21 protein-coding genes are annotated in these 18,715 nt (G+C 67.3%); 8 read left to right on the top strand and 13 right to left on the bottom strand.

What is annotated here, in order from left to right; all coding sequences use genetic code 11:
- The first annotated feature begins 75 nt into the window (after positions 1-75).
- Both ACJASC_RS03660 and ACJASC_RS03655 read left to right on the top strand, forming a co-directional pair.
- Entirely contained in the window at positions 76-1,455 is a 1,380-nt protein-coding gene (locus ACJASC_RS03660; protein WP_415143627.1) for a DUF1800 domain-containing protein, read from the top strand.
- A 4-nt stretch (positions 1,456-1,459) separates the two neighbouring features.
- A complete protein-coding gene (locus ACJASC_RS03655; protein ID WP_415143625.1) occupies positions 1,460-2,650 on the top strand; it encodes a DUF1501 domain-containing protein in 1,191 nt (396 codons plus the stop codon).
- Here the strand turns inward: ACJASC_RS03655 and ACJASC_RS03650 are convergent.
- Positions 2,647-3,363 (bottom strand): response regulator, encoded by a 717-nt coding sequence (locus tag ACJASC_RS03650; RefSeq protein ID WP_021693394.1) that lies wholly within the window; start codon positions 3,361-3,363, stop codon positions 2,647-2,649. The genes ACJASC_RS03655 and ACJASC_RS03650 overlap by 4 nt on opposite strands.
- A 150-nt stretch (positions 3,364-3,513) precedes the next feature.
- Here ACJASC_RS03650 and mce point away from each other — a divergent pair, with 150 nt between their 5' ends.
- Positions 3,514-3,918 carry a methylmalonyl-CoA epimerase gene (gene mce / locus ACJASC_RS03645; protein WP_021693395.1) on the top strand — a complete coding sequence of 135 codons (405 nt, stop codon included), beginning with the start codon at positions 3,514-3,516 and terminating at the stop codon, positions 3,916-3,918.
- Positions 3,919-3,928: 10 nt separating this feature from the next.
- Positions 3,929-4,225: a DUF1467 family protein gene (locus ACJASC_RS03640; RefSeq protein WP_021693396.1), complete on the top strand. Its 297-nt coding sequence runs from the start codon at positions 3,929-3,931 to the stop codon at positions 4,223-4,225.
- Here ACJASC_RS03640 and ACJASC_RS03635 read toward each other — a convergent pair.
- The 5 genes from ACJASC_RS03635 to ACJASC_RS03615 form a co-directional block, all read right to left on the bottom strand.
- Positions 4,212-4,916: an EI24 domain-containing protein gene (locus ACJASC_RS03635; protein WP_415143622.1), complete on the bottom strand. Its 705-nt coding sequence runs from the start codon at positions 4,914-4,916 to the stop codon at positions 4,212-4,214. The two genes, ACJASC_RS03640 and ACJASC_RS03635, sit on opposite strands and share 14 nt — an antisense overlap.
- The gene (locus tag ACJASC_RS03630) at positions 4,913-5,491 is read right to left on the bottom strand and encodes a nitroreductase family protein (RefSeq protein WP_415143620.1); all 579 of its coding nucleotides are present in this window, start codon (positions 5,489-5,491) and stop codon (positions 4,913-4,915) included. The genes ACJASC_RS03635 and ACJASC_RS03630 overlap by 4 nt, the downstream gene beginning before the upstream one ends.
- A gap of 172 nt (positions 5,492-5,663) precedes the next feature.
- Positions 5,664-6,119, bottom strand: a complete 456-nt coding sequence (locus ACJASC_RS03625) for an A24 family peptidase (protein ID WP_415143618.1) — start codon at positions 6,117-6,119, stop codon at positions 5,664-5,666.
- Between the two features lie 105 nt (positions 6,120-6,224).
- A complete protein-coding gene (gene mgrA, locus ACJASC_RS03620; protein ID WP_415143616.1) occupies positions 6,225-7,259 on the bottom strand; it encodes an L-glyceraldehyde 3-phosphate reductase in 1,035 nt (344 codons plus the stop codon).
- A gap of 125 nt (positions 7,260-7,384) precedes the next feature.
- Positions 7,385-8,584 (bottom strand): AI-2E family transporter, encoded by a 1,200-nt coding sequence (locus ACJASC_RS03615; RefSeq protein ID WP_415143614.1) that lies wholly within the window; start codon positions 8,582-8,584, stop codon positions 7,385-7,387.
- 127 nt (positions 8,585-8,711) lie between these two features.
- On the opposite strand from ACJASC_RS03615, the gene ettA reads away from it, so the two are divergent.
- The 3 genes from ettA (at position 8,712) to ACJASC_RS03600 (ending at position 11,323) form a co-directional block, all read left to right on the top strand.
- Positions 8,712-10,367, top strand: coding sequence for an energy-dependent translational throttle protein EttA (ettA, locus tag ACJASC_RS03610; RefSeq protein WP_415143612.1), 1,656 nt, complete (start codon positions 8,712-8,714; stop codon positions 10,365-10,367).
- A gap of 340 nt (positions 10,368-10,707) precedes the next feature.
- Positions 10,708-10,914: a cold-shock protein gene (locus ACJASC_RS03605; protein ID WP_021693403.1), complete on the top strand. Its 207-nt coding sequence runs from the start codon at positions 10,708-10,710 to the stop codon at positions 10,912-10,914.
- A gap of 208 nt (positions 10,915-11,122) precedes the next feature.
- Positions 11,123-11,323, top strand: a complete 201-nt coding sequence (locus ACJASC_RS03600; protein WP_021693404.1) for a hypothetical protein — start codon at positions 11,123-11,125, stop codon at positions 11,321-11,323.
- 24 nt (positions 11,324-11,347) lie between these two features.
- On the opposite strand, the gene ACJASC_RS03595 is transcribed toward ACJASC_RS03600, so the two are convergent.
- From ACJASC_RS03595 to ACJASC_RS03565, 7 genes are all read right to left on the bottom strand, one after another.
- A complete protein-coding gene (locus tag ACJASC_RS03595) occupies positions 11,348-11,695 on the bottom strand; it encodes an H-type lectin domain-containing protein (protein ID WP_415143609.1) in 348 nt (115 codons plus the stop codon).
- A 72-nt stretch (positions 11,696-11,767) separates the two neighbouring features.
- On the bottom strand, positions 11,768-12,205 hold the full coding sequence (locus ACJASC_RS03590; RefSeq protein ID WP_021693406.1) for a F0F1 ATP synthase subunit epsilon: 438 nt from the start codon (positions 12,203-12,205) through the stop codon (positions 11,768-11,770).
- A 12-nt stretch (positions 12,206-12,217) separates the two neighbouring features.
- Complete coding sequence (gene atpD, locus ACJASC_RS03585) at positions 12,218-13,642, bottom strand: F0F1 ATP synthase subunit beta (protein WP_021693407.1); 1,425 nt, start codon at positions 13,640-13,642, stop codon at positions 12,218-12,220.
- Between the two features lie 22 nt (positions 13,643-13,664).
- A complete protein-coding gene (locus ACJASC_RS03580; RefSeq protein WP_021693408.1) occupies positions 13,665-14,537 on the bottom strand; it encodes a F0F1 ATP synthase subunit gamma in 873 nt (290 codons plus the stop codon).
- A gap of 30 nt (positions 14,538-14,567) precedes the next feature.
- Entirely contained in the window at positions 14,568-16,106 is a 1,539-nt protein-coding gene (gene atpA, locus ACJASC_RS03575) for a F0F1 ATP synthase subunit alpha (protein ID WP_021693409.1), read from the bottom strand.
- Positions 16,106-16,672 (bottom strand): F0F1 ATP synthase subunit delta, encoded by a 567-nt coding sequence (locus ACJASC_RS03570; RefSeq protein ID WP_021693410.1) that lies wholly within the window; start codon positions 16,670-16,672, stop codon positions 16,106-16,108. The genes atpA and ACJASC_RS03570 overlap by 1 nt, the downstream gene beginning before the upstream one ends.
- 239 nt (positions 16,673-16,911) lie before the next feature.
- Entirely contained in the window at positions 16,912-17,673 is a 762-nt protein-coding gene (locus ACJASC_RS03565) for a methyltransferase domain-containing protein (protein ID WP_415143606.1), read from the bottom strand.
- Between the two features lie 95 nt (positions 17,674-17,768).
- Between ACJASC_RS03565 and gloB the strand changes: the two genes are divergently transcribed.
- Complete coding sequence (gene gloB, locus ACJASC_RS03560) at positions 17,769-18,530, top strand: hydroxyacylglutathione hydrolase (protein WP_415143604.1); 762 nt, start codon at positions 17,769-17,771, stop codon at positions 18,528-18,530.
- The last annotated feature ends 185 nt before the right edge of the window (positions 18,531-18,715 follow it).

The following is an 18,715-nucleotide window of genomic DNA, read 5'->3' as shown; positions in this document are numbered from 1 at the left end:
GCCACGGTGCCGCGGCGGGGCTCACGAGGCGCTTTGCCGCGGCTTATATGACCGAGGTAGCCAGGAGGATTCGCCGTGCCCTTCGACCCCGATCGCGCCGCCATCCGGTTCGGAACCGGCCTGTCGCCCCTGCTGCCCCCGCCCGACAGCGTCGCCGCAATGCTGCGCCCCCTCGGCGGCGTGGACGAAATCGGGCGCCAACTGCCGATCGCCCCCTATGGCGAGGCGCGCCCCACCCTCGCGGAATGGCGGGCCACGGCCACGGCCTGGCGCAAGGCGCGGGGCACGGCGCAGGAAAAGCCGACCCGCGACGCCTATGACGCAATGCGCGTCACCGCGCGCGAGGTGGCGCTGCGCAACTTCGCCACCACCCTCGCGCGTGGCGTGGCGGCCCCCGAGGGGGGCTTGCGCGAACGTCTGGTCCGGTTCTGGGCCGACCATTTCACCGTGGTGGCCCAAGGCCAGCGCGGCCAGCATCTCGTCACCCCCTTCGTCGAGGAGACGATCCGGCCCCATGTCGCAGCCCGGTTCGAGGACATGCTCATCGCCGTCACGACCCATCCGATGATGCTGGCCTATCTCGACCAGAGCCGCTCGATCGGTCCCAACAGCCCGGCGGGACGACGCCGCGGCGGCGGCCTCAACGAAAACCTCGCGCGCGAGCTGCTGGAGCTGCACACCGTGGGGGTCAATGGGCCCTATGACCAGAAGGATGTGCGCGAGCTGGCCGAGCTGCTCACCGGGCTGGGCTGGACCATCGAGCGCGGCATGGAATACCGGCCCGAGCGCGCCGAGCCGGGGGCCGAGACCCTTCTCGGCACCAGCTTTTCCGACCGCGCCAGCTTCGACACGATCCGCGAGGCGCTGCGCATGCTCGCCCGTCATCCGGCCACGGCGCGCCATATCGCGCACAAGCTCGCCGTCCATTTCGTGGCCGACGATCCCGACCCGGCCCTCGTCACGGGCCTCGAGACCGCGTGGCGCGACAGAGGCGGCGATCTCTTCGTCGTCACGACCGTGTTGCTCGAACATCCGCGGGCATGGGATGCGGAGGCGCGCAAGGTCAAGCCGCCCTTCGATTTCATCCAGACGGCGCTGCGCGCGCTCGCCGTGCCGCCCGAGACGATCCTGACCCCCGGCAAACCCGGAGCGCGAGGGCTGTTTCGCAGGCCGCTCGCGGCGATGGGCCAGAACTGGGAGCACCCCTTGGGCCCCGACGGCTGGCCCGAGCGCGCCGAGGCCTGGATCACCCCGCCCAACATGGCCGCCCGGATCGACTGGGCGATGACCGTGCCTGAACGGGTGCTGGACGACTTGCCGGACCCCCGCGCCTTTGCCCGTGCGGCGATCGGCCCCTCGCTGCCCGAGACGGTGGCCTTTGCCGCGCGCGCCGCCGAAAGCCGTGGCGAGGCGATCGGCGTGGTGCTGACCAGCCCCGCCTTCCAAAGGAGATGACCGCATGACCCGGATCGACAGGCGCGAGCTGTTGCGCGGCGGACTCGCGCTGGGCTGCTCGGCGGCGGCGAGCCCGCTGCTGACGCCCATGGCCTTCGCCAGCGCCCCTTGGGACAACAGGCTGGTGGTGATCGTGCTGCGCGGCGCGATGGACGGGCTCGACGTGGTGCGCGCGGTGGGCGATCCGGCGCTGGCGGCGCTGCGCCCGACCCTCATGGGCAAGGCCGCGCCGGGCGCGATCGACGCAAGCTTCTTCGCCTTTCACCAAGGCCTCGACCGGCTGGCCCCGATGTGGGCCAGAGGCGAGTTCGGCGCGGTGCATGCCGTCTCCACCCCTTACCGCGACAAGCGCAGCCATTTCGATGGGCAGGACATGCTCGAAGCCGGCACCCCCGGCGCCGCGGGCACCGAGGGCTGGCTCAATCGCATGCTGCAGACCGTGCCGGGCCTGTCGGCCGAGACCGCCTATGCGATCGGCCGGGAGGAAATGCTGATCCTGTCGGGTCGCGCCGCAGCGGCGCGATGGGCCCCTGAGACGCGGCTGCGCCTGACGCCGCAAGGGCGGCGGCTGCTCGAACTCGTCCACCACGAGGATCCGCTGTTTCGCGACACCACGGCGCAGGCGATGGACATCGTCGATTCGCTCGCCGCCGAGGACGAGGCGGGCGATGGCGGGATGGCTGGCGGCGGCGGGCTGCGTGGTGATCACGTCCGTCTGGCCGAGTTCGCGGCCTCGCGGCTGTGCGGCGACAGCCGCATCGCCAGCTTTTCGATCAATGGCTGGGACACGCATGAGGGTCAGTCGGCGGGGCTTGGCCGGGCGCTGGAGCGGCTGAGCGACACGCTGCTGACGCTAGAGGCGGGACTCGGGACCGCTTGGGACAGGACGGCGGTGCTTTGCGTGACCGAGTTCGGTCGCACCGCGCGCGAGAACGGCACCGGCGGCACCGATCATGGCACCGGCGGTGCGATGCTCTACGCGGGCGGCGCGCTGCGGGGCGGCCGGGTGCTGGGCGACTGGCCGGGCCTGACCGAGGCCGATCTCTACGACCGGCGCGACCTCATGCCGACGCGTGATCTGCGTGCCCATGCGGGATGGGTCATGCGCGGGCTGTTCGGGCTCGACCGGGCGGCGATCGAGGGCGGGGTTTTTCCCGGGCTGGATCTCGGGGCCGATCCGGGCCTGCTGGGCTAGAGCGGCGCAGGCTCGGCCAGCCGCCCCTCGACCAGCGCGGCCAGCCGGTCGACCGCCGGACCGGCGCCCCCCTGCCCGCGGGCCGTCATCACGGCCTCGGCCGCCTCGAACAGCGCCGTGTCGCCGGCGCTTTGCGCCACGCCACCGAGAAACTGCGCCACATAGGCGATCTCACGCTCCGCGGGCCAGCCGCTGCGCAGCAGTTGCGCCGCCAATGAAAGGTCGTCGCGCAACGCCACCCGGTCAGGCGCGATCTCCTCCTGCGGGAGAAGGCGCGGCCCATCGGGCTGCCGCTCAGCGGGGACATGCGCCAGAAGCGCCTCCTGAAACTCGCCCAGCCGGGCGATCGGCTTGGCGATGAAGCCGTCCGCTCCGGCCTCCAGCGCGGGCCCCTCCCCGTCGGGGTCGCCCGAGGTGGCGAGCAATATGTCGATGCGCGGGTTCGCCTGCGCCAATTCGATGATCAGCTCGATCCCCGAACCGTCGGGCAGGCCCAGATCGGCGATCACCGCATCGGGGCGGTAAACCCGCAGATGGCGCCGCGCGTTGTGCAGGCTGTCGGCGCGGCGGATGCGCGCCCCCGAGCGCAGACATAAAAGCCGCATTGCCTCGCAGGCGAAGCGGCTGTCCTCGACCAGCAGCACGGTCAGCCCCAGCAGGGGGCGGTCCATGGTGGGCGCGCGGGTGCCGGGAAAGGCGACATTGATGGGCATCGAAGCCTCCTGCCAGTTCGGGGGCCAAGTCGACCCTCGCCCCGATACTGGACCGCAGTGGTAAATCAGGTCTTAAGCCGCGACGATCCGCGCGGTTGCACCCCGCGGTCCGAGCCGCCATATCAGCGCCATGACCTATGGAGTCCTCCGATGATCGGCCGCCTTAACCACGTCGCCATCGCCGTGCCGGACCTCGCCGCCGCCGCCGCGCGCTATGCCGGGCCGCTGGGCGCGCGGGTCAGCGCGCCGCAGGACCTGCCCGATCACGGCGTCCGCGTCGTCTTCGTGGAACTGCCCAACACCAAGATCGAACTTCTGGAACCCTTGGGCGACGCCTCGTCCATCGCGGCATTTCTGGCCAAATCCCCCTCGGGCGGCATGCATCATGTCTGCTACGAGGTGGAGGACATCCATGCCGCCCGCGACCGGCTGGTACAGACAGGCGCGCGGGTGCTGGGCGATGGCGCGCCCAAGATCGGCGCGCATGGCAAGCCGGTGCTGTTCCTGCACCCCAAGGATTTCGACGGCTGCCTGATCGAGATCGAACAGGTCTGAGGAGACGCCCATGACCATCACCGCCGCCTTCGTGCTCTTTGCCGTGACATGGTTCATGGTGTTCTTCATCGTGCTGCCGCTGCGCCTCGTGACCCAAGGCGACGCGGGCGAGACCGTGCCCGGCACCCATGCCTCGGCCCCTGCCGACTTCCGGCTTGGCCGCAAGGTCAGGCTCACCTCTCTCTGGGCGGTGCCGATCTGGGCCGCGCTCACGGCCTTCATCCTGTGGGGCGGCGTCACGGTGCGCGACATCGACGTGTTCGACCGCATGGCCCCCGCCAGTGGCCCGCTCCTCAGCGGCGAGTAGGCCGCCGCCCCGCCAGCCGGTGGTAGAGATGGGTGAAGGTGGCAGCACCAAGCACCGGCACCAGCAGGTTCACCACCGGCACCGTCAAAGGCACCGCCATCAGGCAGCCCGCACCCCAGATCCGCAGCGGATGACGCTTTCGCATGGTGCGCGCCCCGGCCCGCCCCTCGCGCCGCATCGCCGCGACCTGAAAATATTCACGTCCGAGTAGCCAGCCATTCACACCGTAGAACAGGAACGGCGCGGCGGGCGGAAAGGCGAGGCTCGCGGCGAAAGCCGCGATATTCACGAGCACCAGCACCGCCAAAAAGGCTAGTGTGTCGCGGATCTGATCGGCGATGGGAACCGCGCGGGCGGGCGGCAGGCCGGGATAATGCCGCGCCTCGACCGCACCCGCCACCTCTTCGAGGAAGAAACCGCTCATCATCGACGCCACGGGCAGCATCAGGAACACCGACAGCCCGAGCATCAGCAGAAGCGAGCCCCAGCCCAGCGCGTCGTCGATCCACGCGACCTCGCCGATCAGCGGCAGCGTCACATGCTCGGGCGCAAAGACCCCGACCAGCGCCAGAAGCCCCGCATAGAGGCCCACGAGAAGCGCCGCCGACAGACCGATGCCGAGCCAGAGCACCCGGCGAAAGCGCGGGTCGAACATCTGCGCCAAGGCGCGCATGAAATCCGACAGGATCATGCCTCGCGCCACTCTGTCAGCGCGTCCAGATCGGGACGCGGCCGCTCGGGCGCGGCCGTGGTCTCGGTGCCGATATGGATGAGACCTGCGATGCTTTCGCCGCTCCGCAATCCCAGCCCCTCGCGGCAGAAAGCCTCGTCATGGCTGGCCCAGCCCGAAAGCCAGTTCGCCCCCCAGCCCGCCGCCAGAGCGGCGTTCAGGAGCGACAGACAGACGCAGGCGGCGGATTGGACCTGCTCGATCTCGGGCACCTTGTCGCTCGTTTTGGGGGCGCAGATCACCGCCACCACGAGGTCGGCGTCGCGGAACTGTGCCACCGCTTTCTCGCGCTTGCTCTCATCTATGCCGAGCGCCTCGGCCCGCGCGGGCACCAGCGCCGCCAGCCGCGTCAGGGCAGGCTTTTCCAACACGATGAGCCGCCACGGCTCCAGCTTGCCGTGATCGGGCACGCGCAGCGCCGCAGTGAGCAGCGGGCGCAACTCCTCGCGGCTCGGCGCGGGCGTGGTCAGCGTCTTGGCCGGGCGGGAGCGGCGCGTCAGCAGGAAGTCGAGCGCCTCTGGCTTGGGATCGGGCATGTCGTCTCCGGAATGGCGTGTTCGGGGTGGTCACGCCATTCCTGCCGCAGATCGCGCGCGGGGAAAAGGTGGTCCCGCCCGACGCCCGTGGCGGCCGATACCGCAAGAGAGATACGAGGCGCCGGCCGCCCGATCGTCATGCCATGACACGTCGCAGGACGGTCCGGTCCGCTCAGATCCCGAGCGGCAGGATCATCGCCGCGGCGGCGATCGACACGCCGAGCGGGTAGCGGCCACGCATACGCAAACTGACCCAAGCCGAATCGGGTCCGCCCACGGCACGGCGCACCCCCGCGAGCAGCAGTGCGCCCGAGAGCATCGTTGCGGCGAGCAGCATCGTGAAGACCGGAAGATCCTGCGGCGGCACCAGCGGCACCAGCACGGCGAGCATCTTCACGTCGCCCCCCCCCATCATGCCGAGCGTGAACAGGGCGATCCCGATCGCGAAGACGACGCCGCCCGCGATCAGGCGCGCCCCGAGATCGGGCATCAGCCCTGCAACGGCGCAGCCGATGCCAAGGGCGGCCACCGCACCGACGAGCCTGTTGGAAATCCGCATATGGCGCAAATCGGTCCAGAGCATCACCGCCATCAAAGGCGCGGCGAGGATCAGTGGCAGGTCATCCATGGCGGGGCCCCCGGGATTCGGTCGTGGTCCAGCCATTCTGACCGCTCCGGGTGCCACAAAGGAGGCATGGACGGGGCACGATCATGGCACCGTGCCCCGCCAGTCTCAGCCTTCGATCTCGGCAGAGCTGGCCCAGAGGTTGATCTGTTCCTCGTCGGCGTATTCATCGATCAGGGTCAGCTCCTCGGCGCTGAAATCGAGGTTGCCTACCGCCCCGGCGCAGTCGATCACCTGGCTCGGCTTGGAGGCGCCGATCAGTGCCGTCGTGATGCCGCCCTCGCGCAGCACCCACGCGATGGCCATCTGCGCCAGCGTCTGGCCGCGCGCCTCGGCGATCTCGTTGAGCTTGCGGATGTTGCCGATCGCCTTCTCGGTGAGCATCGACGGAAACAGCGATTTGTCCTGCGCGGCGCGGCTGTCCTCGGGGATGCCGCCGAGATACTTGCGGGTCAGCATGCCTTGGGCCAGCGGCGTGAAGGCGATGGAGCCGATGCCCAGATCCCTCAGCGTGTCCTTCAGGCCGTCGCGCTCGACCCAACGGTTGAGCATGTTGTAGCTCGGCTGGTGGATCACGCAGGGCGTGCCGAGATCCTTGAGGATCGCCGCCGCCTCGCGGGTGCGCTCGGAGTTGTAGCTGCTGATACCGACATAGAGCGCCCGGCCCGAGCGCACGATGTGGTCGAGCGCGCCCATCGTCTCCTCGAGCGGCGTTTCGGGATCGAAGCGGTGCGAATAGAAGATGTCGACGTAATCGAGGCCCATCCGCTTGAGCGACTGGTCGCAGGACGCGATCAGGTATTTGCGGCTGCCCATCTCGCCATAGGGGCCGTCCCACATCCGGTAACCCGCCTTGGAGGAGATGATCAGCTCGTCGCGGTAGCCCGCGAAATCCGTGCGCAGGATCTCTCCGAAGGCGGTCTCGGCGGCACCGGCCTCGGGGCCGTAATTGTTGGCGAGGTCGAAATGCGTGATGCCGTGATCGAAGGCGGTCTGGCAGATCTCACGCTTGGTCTGGTGCGGCGTGTCGTCGCCGAAATTGTGCCACAGCCCGAGGCTCACGGCAGGCAGCTTGAGGCCGGAGCGGCCACAGCGGCGATAAGCCATCCGCTCGTAGCGGTCGGGGCTCGGGGTATAGGTCATGTCGATGGTCTCCCTGGGCCGATGGCCTGTTCGACCGGCCCCGGCATCGGCGCAGAGCCTAGGCCGGGGCCCGCGCCGATGTCAAACCGGGGCCGGGCGGGAAACGCATGGGCTCCGCGCGCCTCTCAGGCCGCGCGCGTCGCGTGTTTTTCGCCACGGTCCGGATCGGTACCTTCGGTTTTCATCGCCGGGTCGCCGGAGAGGAATCCGCCAAAGGCGCGGAGCGAGGGGACGTTGTCGCAGACCGCCTTGACCACCACGAGGAACGGTACCGCCAGAACCGCCCCCGGCACGCCCCAGAGCCAGATCCAGAACGCCACCGTCACGAAGACCGACACGATGTTCAGCTCAAGCCTGCGGCCCACCAGCATCGGCGTGACGAAGTTGCCCTCGATCGCCGTCAGCGTGAAATAGGCCAAGGGTGCCAGCAGCGCGTAAGGCACCGTGTCGAACGACACCAATGCAAAGGCCCCGACCGCGACGGTGCCGATGATCGCGCCGATGAAGGGCATGAAGTTGAGAAGGAACGCCAGCGTGCCCCAGACATGCGGCATCGGCAGCCCGAGGATCCACAGCGCGATGCCGATCGCGAAGCCGAGACCCGCATTGATGATTGTGATCGCGCCAAGGTAGCGTGAGATCTGCTTTTCCACGTCGCGCACGATGGTCAGGGCGCGCTTCTTGTCATGCAGCTTGGGCGACGCTTCGACGATGCGGCGATGATAGAAGTCGCCCGAGGCCAGCAGGAACAGCGTCAGGATCATCGCCGCCACCAGCGAGGAGCCGATCGAGGCGACGCTGCCCACCGCCGAGGGGATCGGGCCTGACTGGTCGACCACCACCTCCATCTTTTCCTCGGTGGCGCCGGCCGCGTCGGCCATCTCCGTCACCTGTGCGCCGACCTCGCGGATCGAGGCCAGCCGATCCATCAGCCCGGCGAGCTTGAACTGAACCTCAGCGCCGATTTGCGGTGCGCGCGCCGCCATCTGACCGATCGGCCCCGACAGGAAATACCCCGCCACGGCAAAGCCAAGCCCGATGGCCAGCATCAGGAGCACCGCGCTGATCCCCGGCGGGATGCCGATCCGCTGCAGCCCGCGCACGGCGGGGCGCAAGGTCAGCGTCAGCAGGATCGCCAGCACGATCGGCAAGAGCACGTCGCGGGCGAAATAGGTCGCGGTGAACATCGCCAGCAGGAAGGTACACAGCATCAGGCGGCGGATCTTGCGCAGTTCCGACACCCCCTGCTCGGTATGATCGAGATACGGATCCCGAGGAGTGTCGTCGTCCTTCGCAGCCGCGCCGCGCATTTCGCCATTCGCCACCGCAGAAGTCCCCCATGTGCAATGCCGCCCAACGTCATCGCGCTTGGGGCGGTTCCGCGCGGGTCTTGATTGCTACGCGGCGTCGCCGGGCGTATGAGGGGGGCCGATCGCAGACAGGAGAGCCCCGATGGCCAGCTACCAGTACGTCTATCACATGGATGGTGTCTCCAAGACCTATCCCGGCGGCAAGAAGACATTCGAGAACATCCGGCTGAACTTCCTGCCCGGCGTGAAGATCGGCGTGGTCGGCGTCAACGGCGCGGGTAAGTCCACCCTGCTCAAGATCATGGCCGGGATCGACAAGGATTTTCAGGGCGAGGCCTGGGCCGCCGAGGGTGCGCGCGTCGGCTACTTGCCGCAGGAGCCCAAGCTCGACGAGACCAAGACCGTCCGCGAGAACGTGATGGAAGGCGTCGCCGCCAAGAAGGCGGTGCTCGATCGCTACAATGATCTGGCCATGAACTACTCGGACGAGACCGCCGAAGAGATGGCGCAGCTTCAGGACGATATCGACGCGCAGAACCTGTGGGATCTCGACGCGCAGATCGATGTCGCCATGGAAGCGCTGCGCTGTCCGCCCGACGACGCCGACGTCACCACCCTTTCGGGTGGCGAGGCGCGCCGCGTGGCGCTGTGCAAGCTGCTGCTCGAAGCGCCCGAGATGCTGCTCCTCGACGAGCCGACCAACCACCTCGACGCCGAGACGATCGCCTGGCTGCAGAACCACCTGATCGAATACAAGGGCACGATCCTCGTCGTGACCCACGACCGCTACTTCCTCGACGACATCACCTCGTGGATCCTCGAGCTCGATCGCGGCCGGGGCATCCCCTACGAGGGCAACTATTCGTCCTGGCTCGAGCAGAAGGCCAAGCGGCTGGAGCAGGAGGCGCGCGAGGACAAGTCCAAGCAGAACACGCTGCAGCGCGAACTCGAATGGATGCGCCAGGGCCAGAAGGCCCGTCAGGCCAAGTCCAAGGCCCGCATCACCGCCTATAACGAGCTGGCGAGCCAGTCCGAGCGCGAGCGCGTCGGCAAGGCGCAGATCGTGATCCCCAACGGCCCGCGTCTGGGCGGCAAGGTGATCGAGGTCGAAGGCCTCAAGAAGGCGATGGGCGACAAGCTTCTGATCGAAGATCTGGAATTCTCGCTGCCGCCGGGCGGCATCGTCGGCGTGATCGGCCCCAACGGTGCCGGCAAATCGACCCTGTTCAAGATGCTGACCGGGCAGGAACAGCCCGACGAGGGCAGCATCGAGTATGGCGACACGGTCAAGCTTTCCTATGTCGACCAGAGCCGCGACGATCTGGAGCCCAACGCCACCGTCTGGGAGGCGATCTCGGGCGGCGCCGAGGTGATCGAGCTTGGCGACGCTTCGATGAACTCCCGCGCCTATTGTGGGGCCTTCAACTTCAAGGGCGGCGACCAGCAGAAGAAGGTGAGCCTGCTCTCGGGCGGCGAGCGTAACCGCGTGCACATGGCGCGGCTTTTGAAGGATGGCGGCAACGTGCTGCTCCTCGACGAGCCGACCAACGACCTCGACGTCGAGACGCTGCGTGCACTCGAGGACGCGCTCGTGGATTTCGCGGGCTGCGCCGTGGTGATCAGCCACGACCGCTTCTTCCTCGACCGGATCTGCACCCACATCCTCGCCTTCGAGGGCGAGGCGCATGTCGAATGGTTCCAAGGCAACTTCGCCGATTACGAGGAGGACAAGAAGCGCCGCCTCGGGGCCGACGCGCTGGAACCCAAGCGGGTCAAGTTCAAGAAGTTCACCCGCTGAGATAACGGGTCGGGGCAAGCCCCCCGCCCTCCCCGGTCGGGCTGCGCGCTCGGCGCCCCGACCGGCCTCGCGGCGGCGACCGATTCGGCCCTGGCCTCTCATTTTGGGTTGCGGGCGGTCGTCATGGCCGGGCCACGATCGCCGTTCGGCGGTGATCCGCCAGTCGCATCGGGCATGGCGAAATATCTTGCCATCGCGACCGCGCGGCCCCATACGGCCCCTTGCGAACGTTATTCCCTCGACCACTGTTCTCCGTCACTGGCTGCAGTTCTCTCGATGCGACACTGACCAAGCCGGGCTGCCGCAGTTTCGTGGGCAGCGCATGACAGGAGATCACACGATGGCCACTGGCACCGTGAAATGGTTCAACACCACCAAAGGCTTCGGCTTCATTGCTCCCGATGGCGGCAGCAAGGACGTTTTCGTCCACATCTCGGCCGTCGAGCGTTCGGGCCTCACCGGCCTGCGTGACGACCAGAAAGTCAGCTTCGACATCGAATCCGGCCGCGACGGCCGCGAATCGGCGATCAACCTGAAGCTCGCCTGATCCCTTCGCGCTCCGGCGCAGAGGATTTACGCCCCGGATGCAGCCGCATCCGGGGCGTTTTCGTCACGCTGTGCTCTCCAGTTGTCTAGACCTGTCTATTTATTCCCGTGCAAGCTTAGCCACGCTATGATCACCGACACAGCGTTTCTCGGCCACATTGCTGCCGGAATCAGCCGCGAAGGTCGAGGAACAGCGCAGGAGGAAGCACATGGGCACGATCTTCATTCTTCTCGGGAGCCTTGTCGGGTTTGCCGTCGCCGTGATTTCGGTCGCGACAGGGGCCTTGCCGCTTCTCAGCGGGTTGGCCCTGTGGATTGCCTCGGGCCCCATCTCGGCTCTGGCCTTCGTGTTCCTCGTGCCGGCGCTCAGGGCACTGCATCGCATGGGTCCGCACCGGAACCTCGCCTGATCCAGGTTTGGCGCGACGCTTCGGTCAGCCGATCTCCCACATATCGTCGTCCCGGCAGGCGCCGAAGGCTAGCCACGACACGCGCAACCGAGCGATCCGGCTGTCGCTCCATGTTCCGGCCCTGAGCGTAAACCCTTCCTGATCGATCTTCTGCGATCGGATATCGAGCCGCGCCGCCACTTCCGCCGCCAGATCCCACATGGTGACGCTGACATGCACGACGGGCGGCCGCGCGAAGGGCACGGCGAAAGTGACCCTGTGACAAACCTCGCGCTCTCCCGTGCCTGACCACATCGGCCCGTCATTCTCGAAATGCGAAAACGGCATCACCTCGCCTTGGTCGATGCCGAAATTTCCTTGGATATGCTGCATCATCGCACCCTTCCCCCATAACGCCAAAGGCCCCGCGAATGCGGGGCCTTTGTGTCGAAGCGCTCCAATTTCTCAGAAATTGGACTGTTTCGGATCGAGCCCGATATGCGTGCCAACGGCGACCATGTCGGCGAGAAGCTTCGCCGTATCGTCCACCGGACCCGGCTCGTTCTCGAACCTGGTCTGCGCGTCGCGATGCGCCGAGGCGAACTCCTCGACCATCCCCTCATAGACCTCCTGCGTGACCTCTCCGCGCGGATGCGCGCGCTCGGCCAGCACGGAGACGCTATCGGGGCCGATCTCGGCAAAACCACCGGAGATCACATAGTCATCGGTACCGCCCTGATGCACGACCTGCAACAGGCCGGGCCGCAGGGTGGTGATGGTGGGCGTGTGGCCCGCCATCGCCGTCAGGTCACCATCGGTGCCCGGAATGCGCACCTCGGTCGCCGTCACGGAAGCGAGCTTCCGTTCCGGGCTGACCAGGTCGAATTGCAGCGTGTCGGCCATGAAGCCCTCCTATCAGGCCGCCGCGGCGGCCATTTTCTCGGCCTTGGCCTTCACGTCCTCGATGCCACCGACCATGTAGAAGGCCGATTCGGGCAGGTGGTCGTACTCACCGGCAACCACCGCCTTGAACGAGGAGATGGTCTCCTCGAGCGGCACCTGAACGCCGTCCGAACCCGTGAACACCTTGGCCACGTCGAAGGGCTGCGACAGGAAGCGCTGGATCTTCCGGGCGCGGGCCACGGTCAGCTTGTCCTCTTCCGACAGTTCGTCCATCCCGAGGATGGCGATGATGTCCTGAAGCGACTTGTAGCGCTGCAGGATGCCCTGCACGTCACGTGCCACCTGGTAGTGCTCTTCGCCCACGACGGAGGGGTCCATCAGGCGCGAGGTCGAGTCGAGCGGGTCCACGGCGGGGTAGATGCCGAGTTCGGAGATCGCGCGGTTGAGAACCGTGGTCGCGTCGAGGTGCGCGAACGAGGTCGCCGGCGCCGGGTCGGTCAGGTCGTCGGCGGGCACGTAGATCGCCTGCACGGACGTGATCGAGCCGTTCTTGGTCGAGGTGATCCGCTCCTGCAGCGCGCCCATGTCGGTGGCCAGCGTCGGCTGGTAGCCCACGGCCGAGGGGATGCGGCCCAGAAGCGCCGACACCTCGGAACCCGCCTGGGTGAAGCGGAAGATGTTGTCGACGAAGAACAGCACGTCGGTGCCGGACTGGTCGCGGAACTGCTCGGCCAAAGTCAGGCCGGTCAGGGCGACGCGGGCACGCGCACCCGGCGGCTCGTTCATCTGGCCGTAGACGAGGGCCACCTGGCTCTCGCCAAGCGCGTCGGGCTTGATGACGTTGGATTCGATCATCTCGTGGTAGAGGTCGTTGCCCTCACGGGTCCGCTCGCCCACCCCGGCGAACACGGAATAGCCCGAGTGCACCTTGGCGATGTTGTTGATCAGCTCCATGATGAGCACGGTCTTGCCCACCCCGGCGCCGCCGAACAGGCCGATCTTGCCGCCCTTGGCGTAGGGGGCGAGCAGGTCGATCACCTTGATGCCGGTGACGAGGATCTCCGAGGAGGTCGACTGCTCGGCGAAAGTCGGCGCGTCGGCATGGATCGGACGGGTCTCGGTCGCCTCGACCGGGCCCTTCTCGTCGATCGGCTCGCCGATGACGTTGAGGATGCGCCCCAGCGTCGCGTTGCCCACGGGCACCGAGATCGGCTTGCCGGTGTCGAGCACGGCCGCACCGCGGACGAGACCCTCGGTCGCGTCCATCGCGATGGTGCGGACGGTGTTTTCGCCAAGGTGCTGGGCCACTTCGAGAACCAGCTTCTTGCCGTTGTTTTCCGTGGTCAGGGCGTTGAGGATCTCCGGAAGGTGATCCCCGAACTGCACGTCCACGACGGCGCCGATGACCTGGGTCACTTTGCCTTGTGCTGCTGCCATGTGTTGTACTCCGGTTCTCTCTTTAGAGCGCTTCGGCGCCCGAAATGATTTCGATCAGCTCGTTGGTGATGACCGCCTGACGGGATCGGTTGTACTCGATCGTCAGCTTGTCGATCATCTCGCCCGCGTTGCGGGTCGCGTTGTCCATCGCGCTCATCCGGGCGCCCTGTTCGGAGGCCGCGTTCTCGAGCAGCGCCGCGAAGATCTGCGTCGCCACGCCGCGCGGCAGCAGATCCGCGAGGATCTCCTCCTCGCCGGGTTCGTAGTCGTAAAGCGCCGTGTCGGCCTCCTCCCCGCCCTCGAAATGGGCCGGGATGATCTGCTGCGCGGTCGGGATCTGGGTGATCACGTTCTGGAACCGCGCGTAGAAGATCGTCGCCACGTCGAACTCGTCCGCGTCGAAGCGTCCGAGCACGTCGCGCGCGATGTCCTGCGCATTGGCATAGCCCACGCGCTTGACGTCCGTGAGGTCGACGTGACCCACGAAGTACTGGCCGTAATCGCGGCGCAGCATCTCGCGGCCCTTCTTGCCGACGGTGAGGATCTTCACCGTCTTTCCCTGCGCCAGCAGCTCGCTGGCCCGGATCCGCGCCTTGCGCGCGATCGAGCCGTTGAAGCCGCCGCAGAGCCCGCGCTCGGCGGTCATGACGACGAGCAGATGCACGTCCTGCTTGCCGGTTCCGGCAAGCAGGCGGGGCGCACCGTCGGAGCCGCCCACGGACGAGGCGAGCCCGGCCATCACGGCGTCGAACCGCTCGGCATAGGGCCGCGCCGCTTCGGCGGCGTCCTGGGCGCGACGGAGCTTTGCCGCCGCGACCATCTGCATCGCCTTGGTGATCTTGCGGGTCGATTTGACCGACGCGATCCGGTTCTTGAGGTCCTTCAGACTAGGCATCGGCCAGCCTCCCTAAGTCCGTGGCTGGTTTCAGGCGAAGTCCTTGGCGAACGCATCGATCGACTTGCGGATACGCGCCTCGGCATCGCCCTTGATCTTCGGGTCCTCGTTGGTGATCCAGTCGAGCAGCTCGCGATCATTGGTGCGCAGGTGCTTCAGGAGACCTTGCTCGAAGCGACCGACATTCTTGACGGCGATCTTGTCGAGATAGCCCTGGGTGCCCGCGAAGATCACGCAGACGATCTCGGCGTTGGTCAGCGGCGAGTACTGCGGCTGCTTCATCAGTTCGGTCAGCCGCGCGCCACGGTTCAGCAGCTGCTGGGTCGAGGCGTCGAGGTCGGAGCCGAACTGCGCGAAAGCGGCCATCTCGCGATACTGGGCGAGCTCGAGCTTCACCGGGCCGGCGACCGACTTCATCGAGTTGGTCTGGGCCGAGGAGCCGACGCGCGACACCGAGAGGCCGGTGTTCACCGCGGGACGGATGCCCTGGTAGAACAGTTCGGTCTCGAGGAAGATCTGGCCGTCGGTGATCGAGATCACGTTGGTCGGGATGAAGGCCGACACGTCGCCGCCTTGCGTTTCGATGATCGGCAGCGCGGTCAGCGAACCGGCGCCGTGATCCTCGTTGAGCTTGGCCGAACGCTCGAGCAGGCGCGAGTGGAGGTAGAACACGTCGCCCGGATAGGCTTCGCGGCCCGGCGGGCGGCGCAGCAGCAGCGACATCTGGCGGTACGACACGGCCTGCTTGGACAGGTCATCATAGATGATGAGCGCGTGCTTGCCGTTGTCACGGAAATACTCGGCCATGGCGGTCGCGGCATAGGGAGCCAGGAACTGCATCGGGGCCGGGTCGGAGGCAGTGGCCGCCACGACGATCGAATATTCGATCGCGCCGGTTTCTTCGAGCTTCTTCACCAGCTGCGCCACGGTCGAACGCTTCTGGCCGATCGCGACGTAGATGCAGTAGAGCTTCTTGCTCTCGTCGGAGCCTGCGGCGTCGTTGTAGCTCTTCTGGTTGAGCACGGTGTCGAGCGCCACGGCGGTCTTGCCGGTCTGGCGGTCGCCGATGATCAGCTCGCGCTGGCCACGGCCGATCGGGATCATGGCGTCGATCGACTTGAGGCCGGTCGGCATCGGCTCGTGCACGGATTTGCGCGGGATGATTCCCGGCGCCTTGACGTCGGCGACGCGGCGCTCGGTCGAGTCGATCGGACCCTTGCCGTCGAGCGGGTTGCCAAGGCCGTCCACGACGCGGCCCAGAAGGCCCATGCCGGCGGGCACGTCCACGATCGAGTTGGTGCGCTTGACGACGTCACCTTCCTTGATGTCGCGGTCGGAGCCGAAGATCACGCAGCCGACGTTGTCGGTCTCGAGGTTCAGCGCCATGCCCTGGATGCCGCCGGGAAACTCGACCATCTCGCCGGCTTGGACGTTGTCGAGGCCGTGGACACGGGCGATGCCGTCACCGACGGAGAGCACGCGACCGACCTCGGCGACCTCGGCCTCCTGGCCGAAATTCTTGATCTGGTCCTTCAGGATCGCGGAGATTTCCGCAGCTTGGATCGCCATTATCCGACCTCTTTCATGGTGTTCTGGAGTGCCTGGAGCTTCGAGCGGATCGAGGTGTCGATCATCTTCGAGCCCAGCTTGACGACGAGACCGCCGATGAGGCTTTCATCCACGGTCTGATTGATCTTCACCTCGCGGCCCGCGCTCTGCTTGAGAGCGGCGGCCAGCGCGGTCTTCTGCTTGTCGCTGAGCGCCTTGGCGGTGGTCACGTCGGCGGTCACCTCGCCGCGCGCCTCGGCCAGCTTCTCATCGAGCGCGCGCAGCATCTGCGGCAGCACGAAGAGGCGGCGCTTGGAGGCCATGAGCCCCAGCACGTTGGTGGTGGTCCCGGTCAGCCCCATCTTCTGGGCGATCGCGGCAATGGCCCGGCCCTGGTCGTCGCGGCTATAGACCGGCGAGGAGATCAGGTCGCGGAACTCCGCGCTTTCGGACAGCGCGGCCCGCAGCGCGTCGACATCCGACGTCAGGGCGGCGAGATCATCGCCTTCCCGCGCCAGGTCGAACACGGCCGTGGCATAGCGCTGGGCAATGCCGGTTGAGATCGATGCTGGTTCGGACACGTCCACCCTTCCGCAGTCTTGGGCCCGGCGATCCCGCGCCTTGAGAAGACAGGCGGCGGTCGGGCAGCTTGCAAGGCCCTCGCGCGGGCGAAGGCCGTCAAAATCAGGGGCGATGTAGCAGAGCGGTTCGGGTGTCGCAACCGCCTTGAGACCCGCGATGCCCCCCTCCCGGCTCATGGTCGCAGGGAGGCGGGGGGTGTGACAATTTGCCCATGCGCCAAAGGGCTTGGCGCGCGCAGTCCGGCTCAGCGTCGGCGCGACGGCTCGGGCACCGGCGCGCCGATCCCCTCGAGCACGCGCAAGGGGCGCTTGACCGCCGAGGTCAGCCCCGGACGACTGGGCGCCGTCACCTGCTTGGAGGCCTCGATCATCAGCACGCCGCCCGCGTTGAGGATCGGCATGTGGCGACCCGCTCTTTCGAGAAACGCCGCCGAGCGTCGCCAGCCGCGCCGCAGGCTCGGCGGTCGGTACAGCGCCGAGATTGCCCGCTCGGTGACGAAGCGGTGCCGGCGCAGCTGCGCTTCGAGCTGGCCCAGAGAATAAGGGCGGCCATAGCCAAAGGGCGTGGCGTCCGAGCGCGACCACAGGCCCGCGCGGTTTGGGACTACGAACACCGCCCGCCCCCCCGGACCGAGGCTGCGCCAACACTCCTCCAGAAGCGCGCCCGCATGCTCGGAGGTCTCGAGCCCGTGCATCAGCACCAGCCGGTCCGCCTGCCCGGTGCGCAACGGCCAGAGCGTCTCCTCGCACAGGACCGAGACGTTGGGCTGCCCCGCGGGCCAGGGCATCACGCCCTGGGGCCCCGGCATCAGCCCGATCACCCGCCGCGCATCGGGCAGATAGGGGCGCAGAAGCGGCACGGCAAAGCCATAGCCCACCACCGTCTGCCCCTGCACATGCGAAACCGGCCACCATTCGACCAGCTGGTCGCGGATCACCTTCTGGGCCGCGCGGCCCAGCGCGCTGCGATAATAGAAGTTGCGCAGGTCGAGCACGTCCAGATGCATTGAAGGCCTGCGGTCCTTGGGTCAGAAATCACGGGCCGGTGACGGCCATAGGTCTAGCTTCGTGTTACCATAGCAACCAAACCACGGGTGCCGCCATGCCTCTCGAACTTCTCACCGTCGCGTGCCTCTCGGACAACTATGCCTATCTGCTGCATGATGCGCAGAGCGGACGCACCGCTCTCGTCGACGCGCCAGAGGCCGCGCCCATTCGCGCCGCGCTCGACGCGCATGGCTGGACGCTCTCGGACATTTTGATCACGCATCACCACAACGACCATGTCGCGGGACTGGCCGAACTGCGCGGTGAGGCACGGGTGATCGGCGCGCGCGCCGACGCGCATCGCCTGCCGCCGCTCGACCTCGCGGTCGCGCCGGGCGAGGTGATCGAGGTGTTGAACGAGCCGGTCGAGGTGATCGACGTGCCGGGCCACACGCTGGGCCATGTCGCATTCCACCTGCCGCGAAGCGAGATGGCCTTCACCGCCGACAGCCTGATGGCGATGGGCTGCGGGCGGCTTTTCGAGGGCAGCGCCGAGCAGATGTGGGATTCGCTGCGCCGCCTGCGTGACCTGCCAGGTCACACGCTGATCTGCTCGGGGCACGAATACACCCAGACCAACGCCCGCTTCGCCCTGACCATCGAGCCGGACAACGCCGCACTGCGCGACCGCGCCCATGCGATCGACAAGGCGCGCGCCGAAGGCCATGCGACGGTGCCTTCGCAGCTCTCGGAGGAACGCGCGACGAACCCCTTCCTGCGCGCCGACCTGCCCGAGCTGCAACGGGCGATGAGCCTCGAAGGTGAGCCCGCGGCAGAGGTCTTTGCGGAAATACGGCGCAGGAAGGATCGCTTCTGATCCATTTCGCGGCAGGGGTGTCACGGAACCGAAGCCGGAGACATGCAAAGAACACAGCTCCGTGACGTAGCGGCCCTTCGGGGGGTGTTTTTGCATGTTTTAACTTGAAGCGCGGCCGATAAACCCGATCTTTAACTACAGAGGCCACGGTCATGGCGGGGCTACCTACCGCCCGGACCCCCGAT

It is taken from the genome of Limimaricola cinnabarinus, assembly GCF_047631075.1.
Classification (GTDB): Bacteria; Pseudomonadota; Alphaproteobacteria; order Rhodobacterales; family Rhodobacteraceae; genus Limimaricola; species Limimaricola cinnabarinus.
The sequence above is the reverse complement of the archived record's forward strand: the minus strand, read 5'-3'. Positions and strand labels throughout refer to the sequence as shown.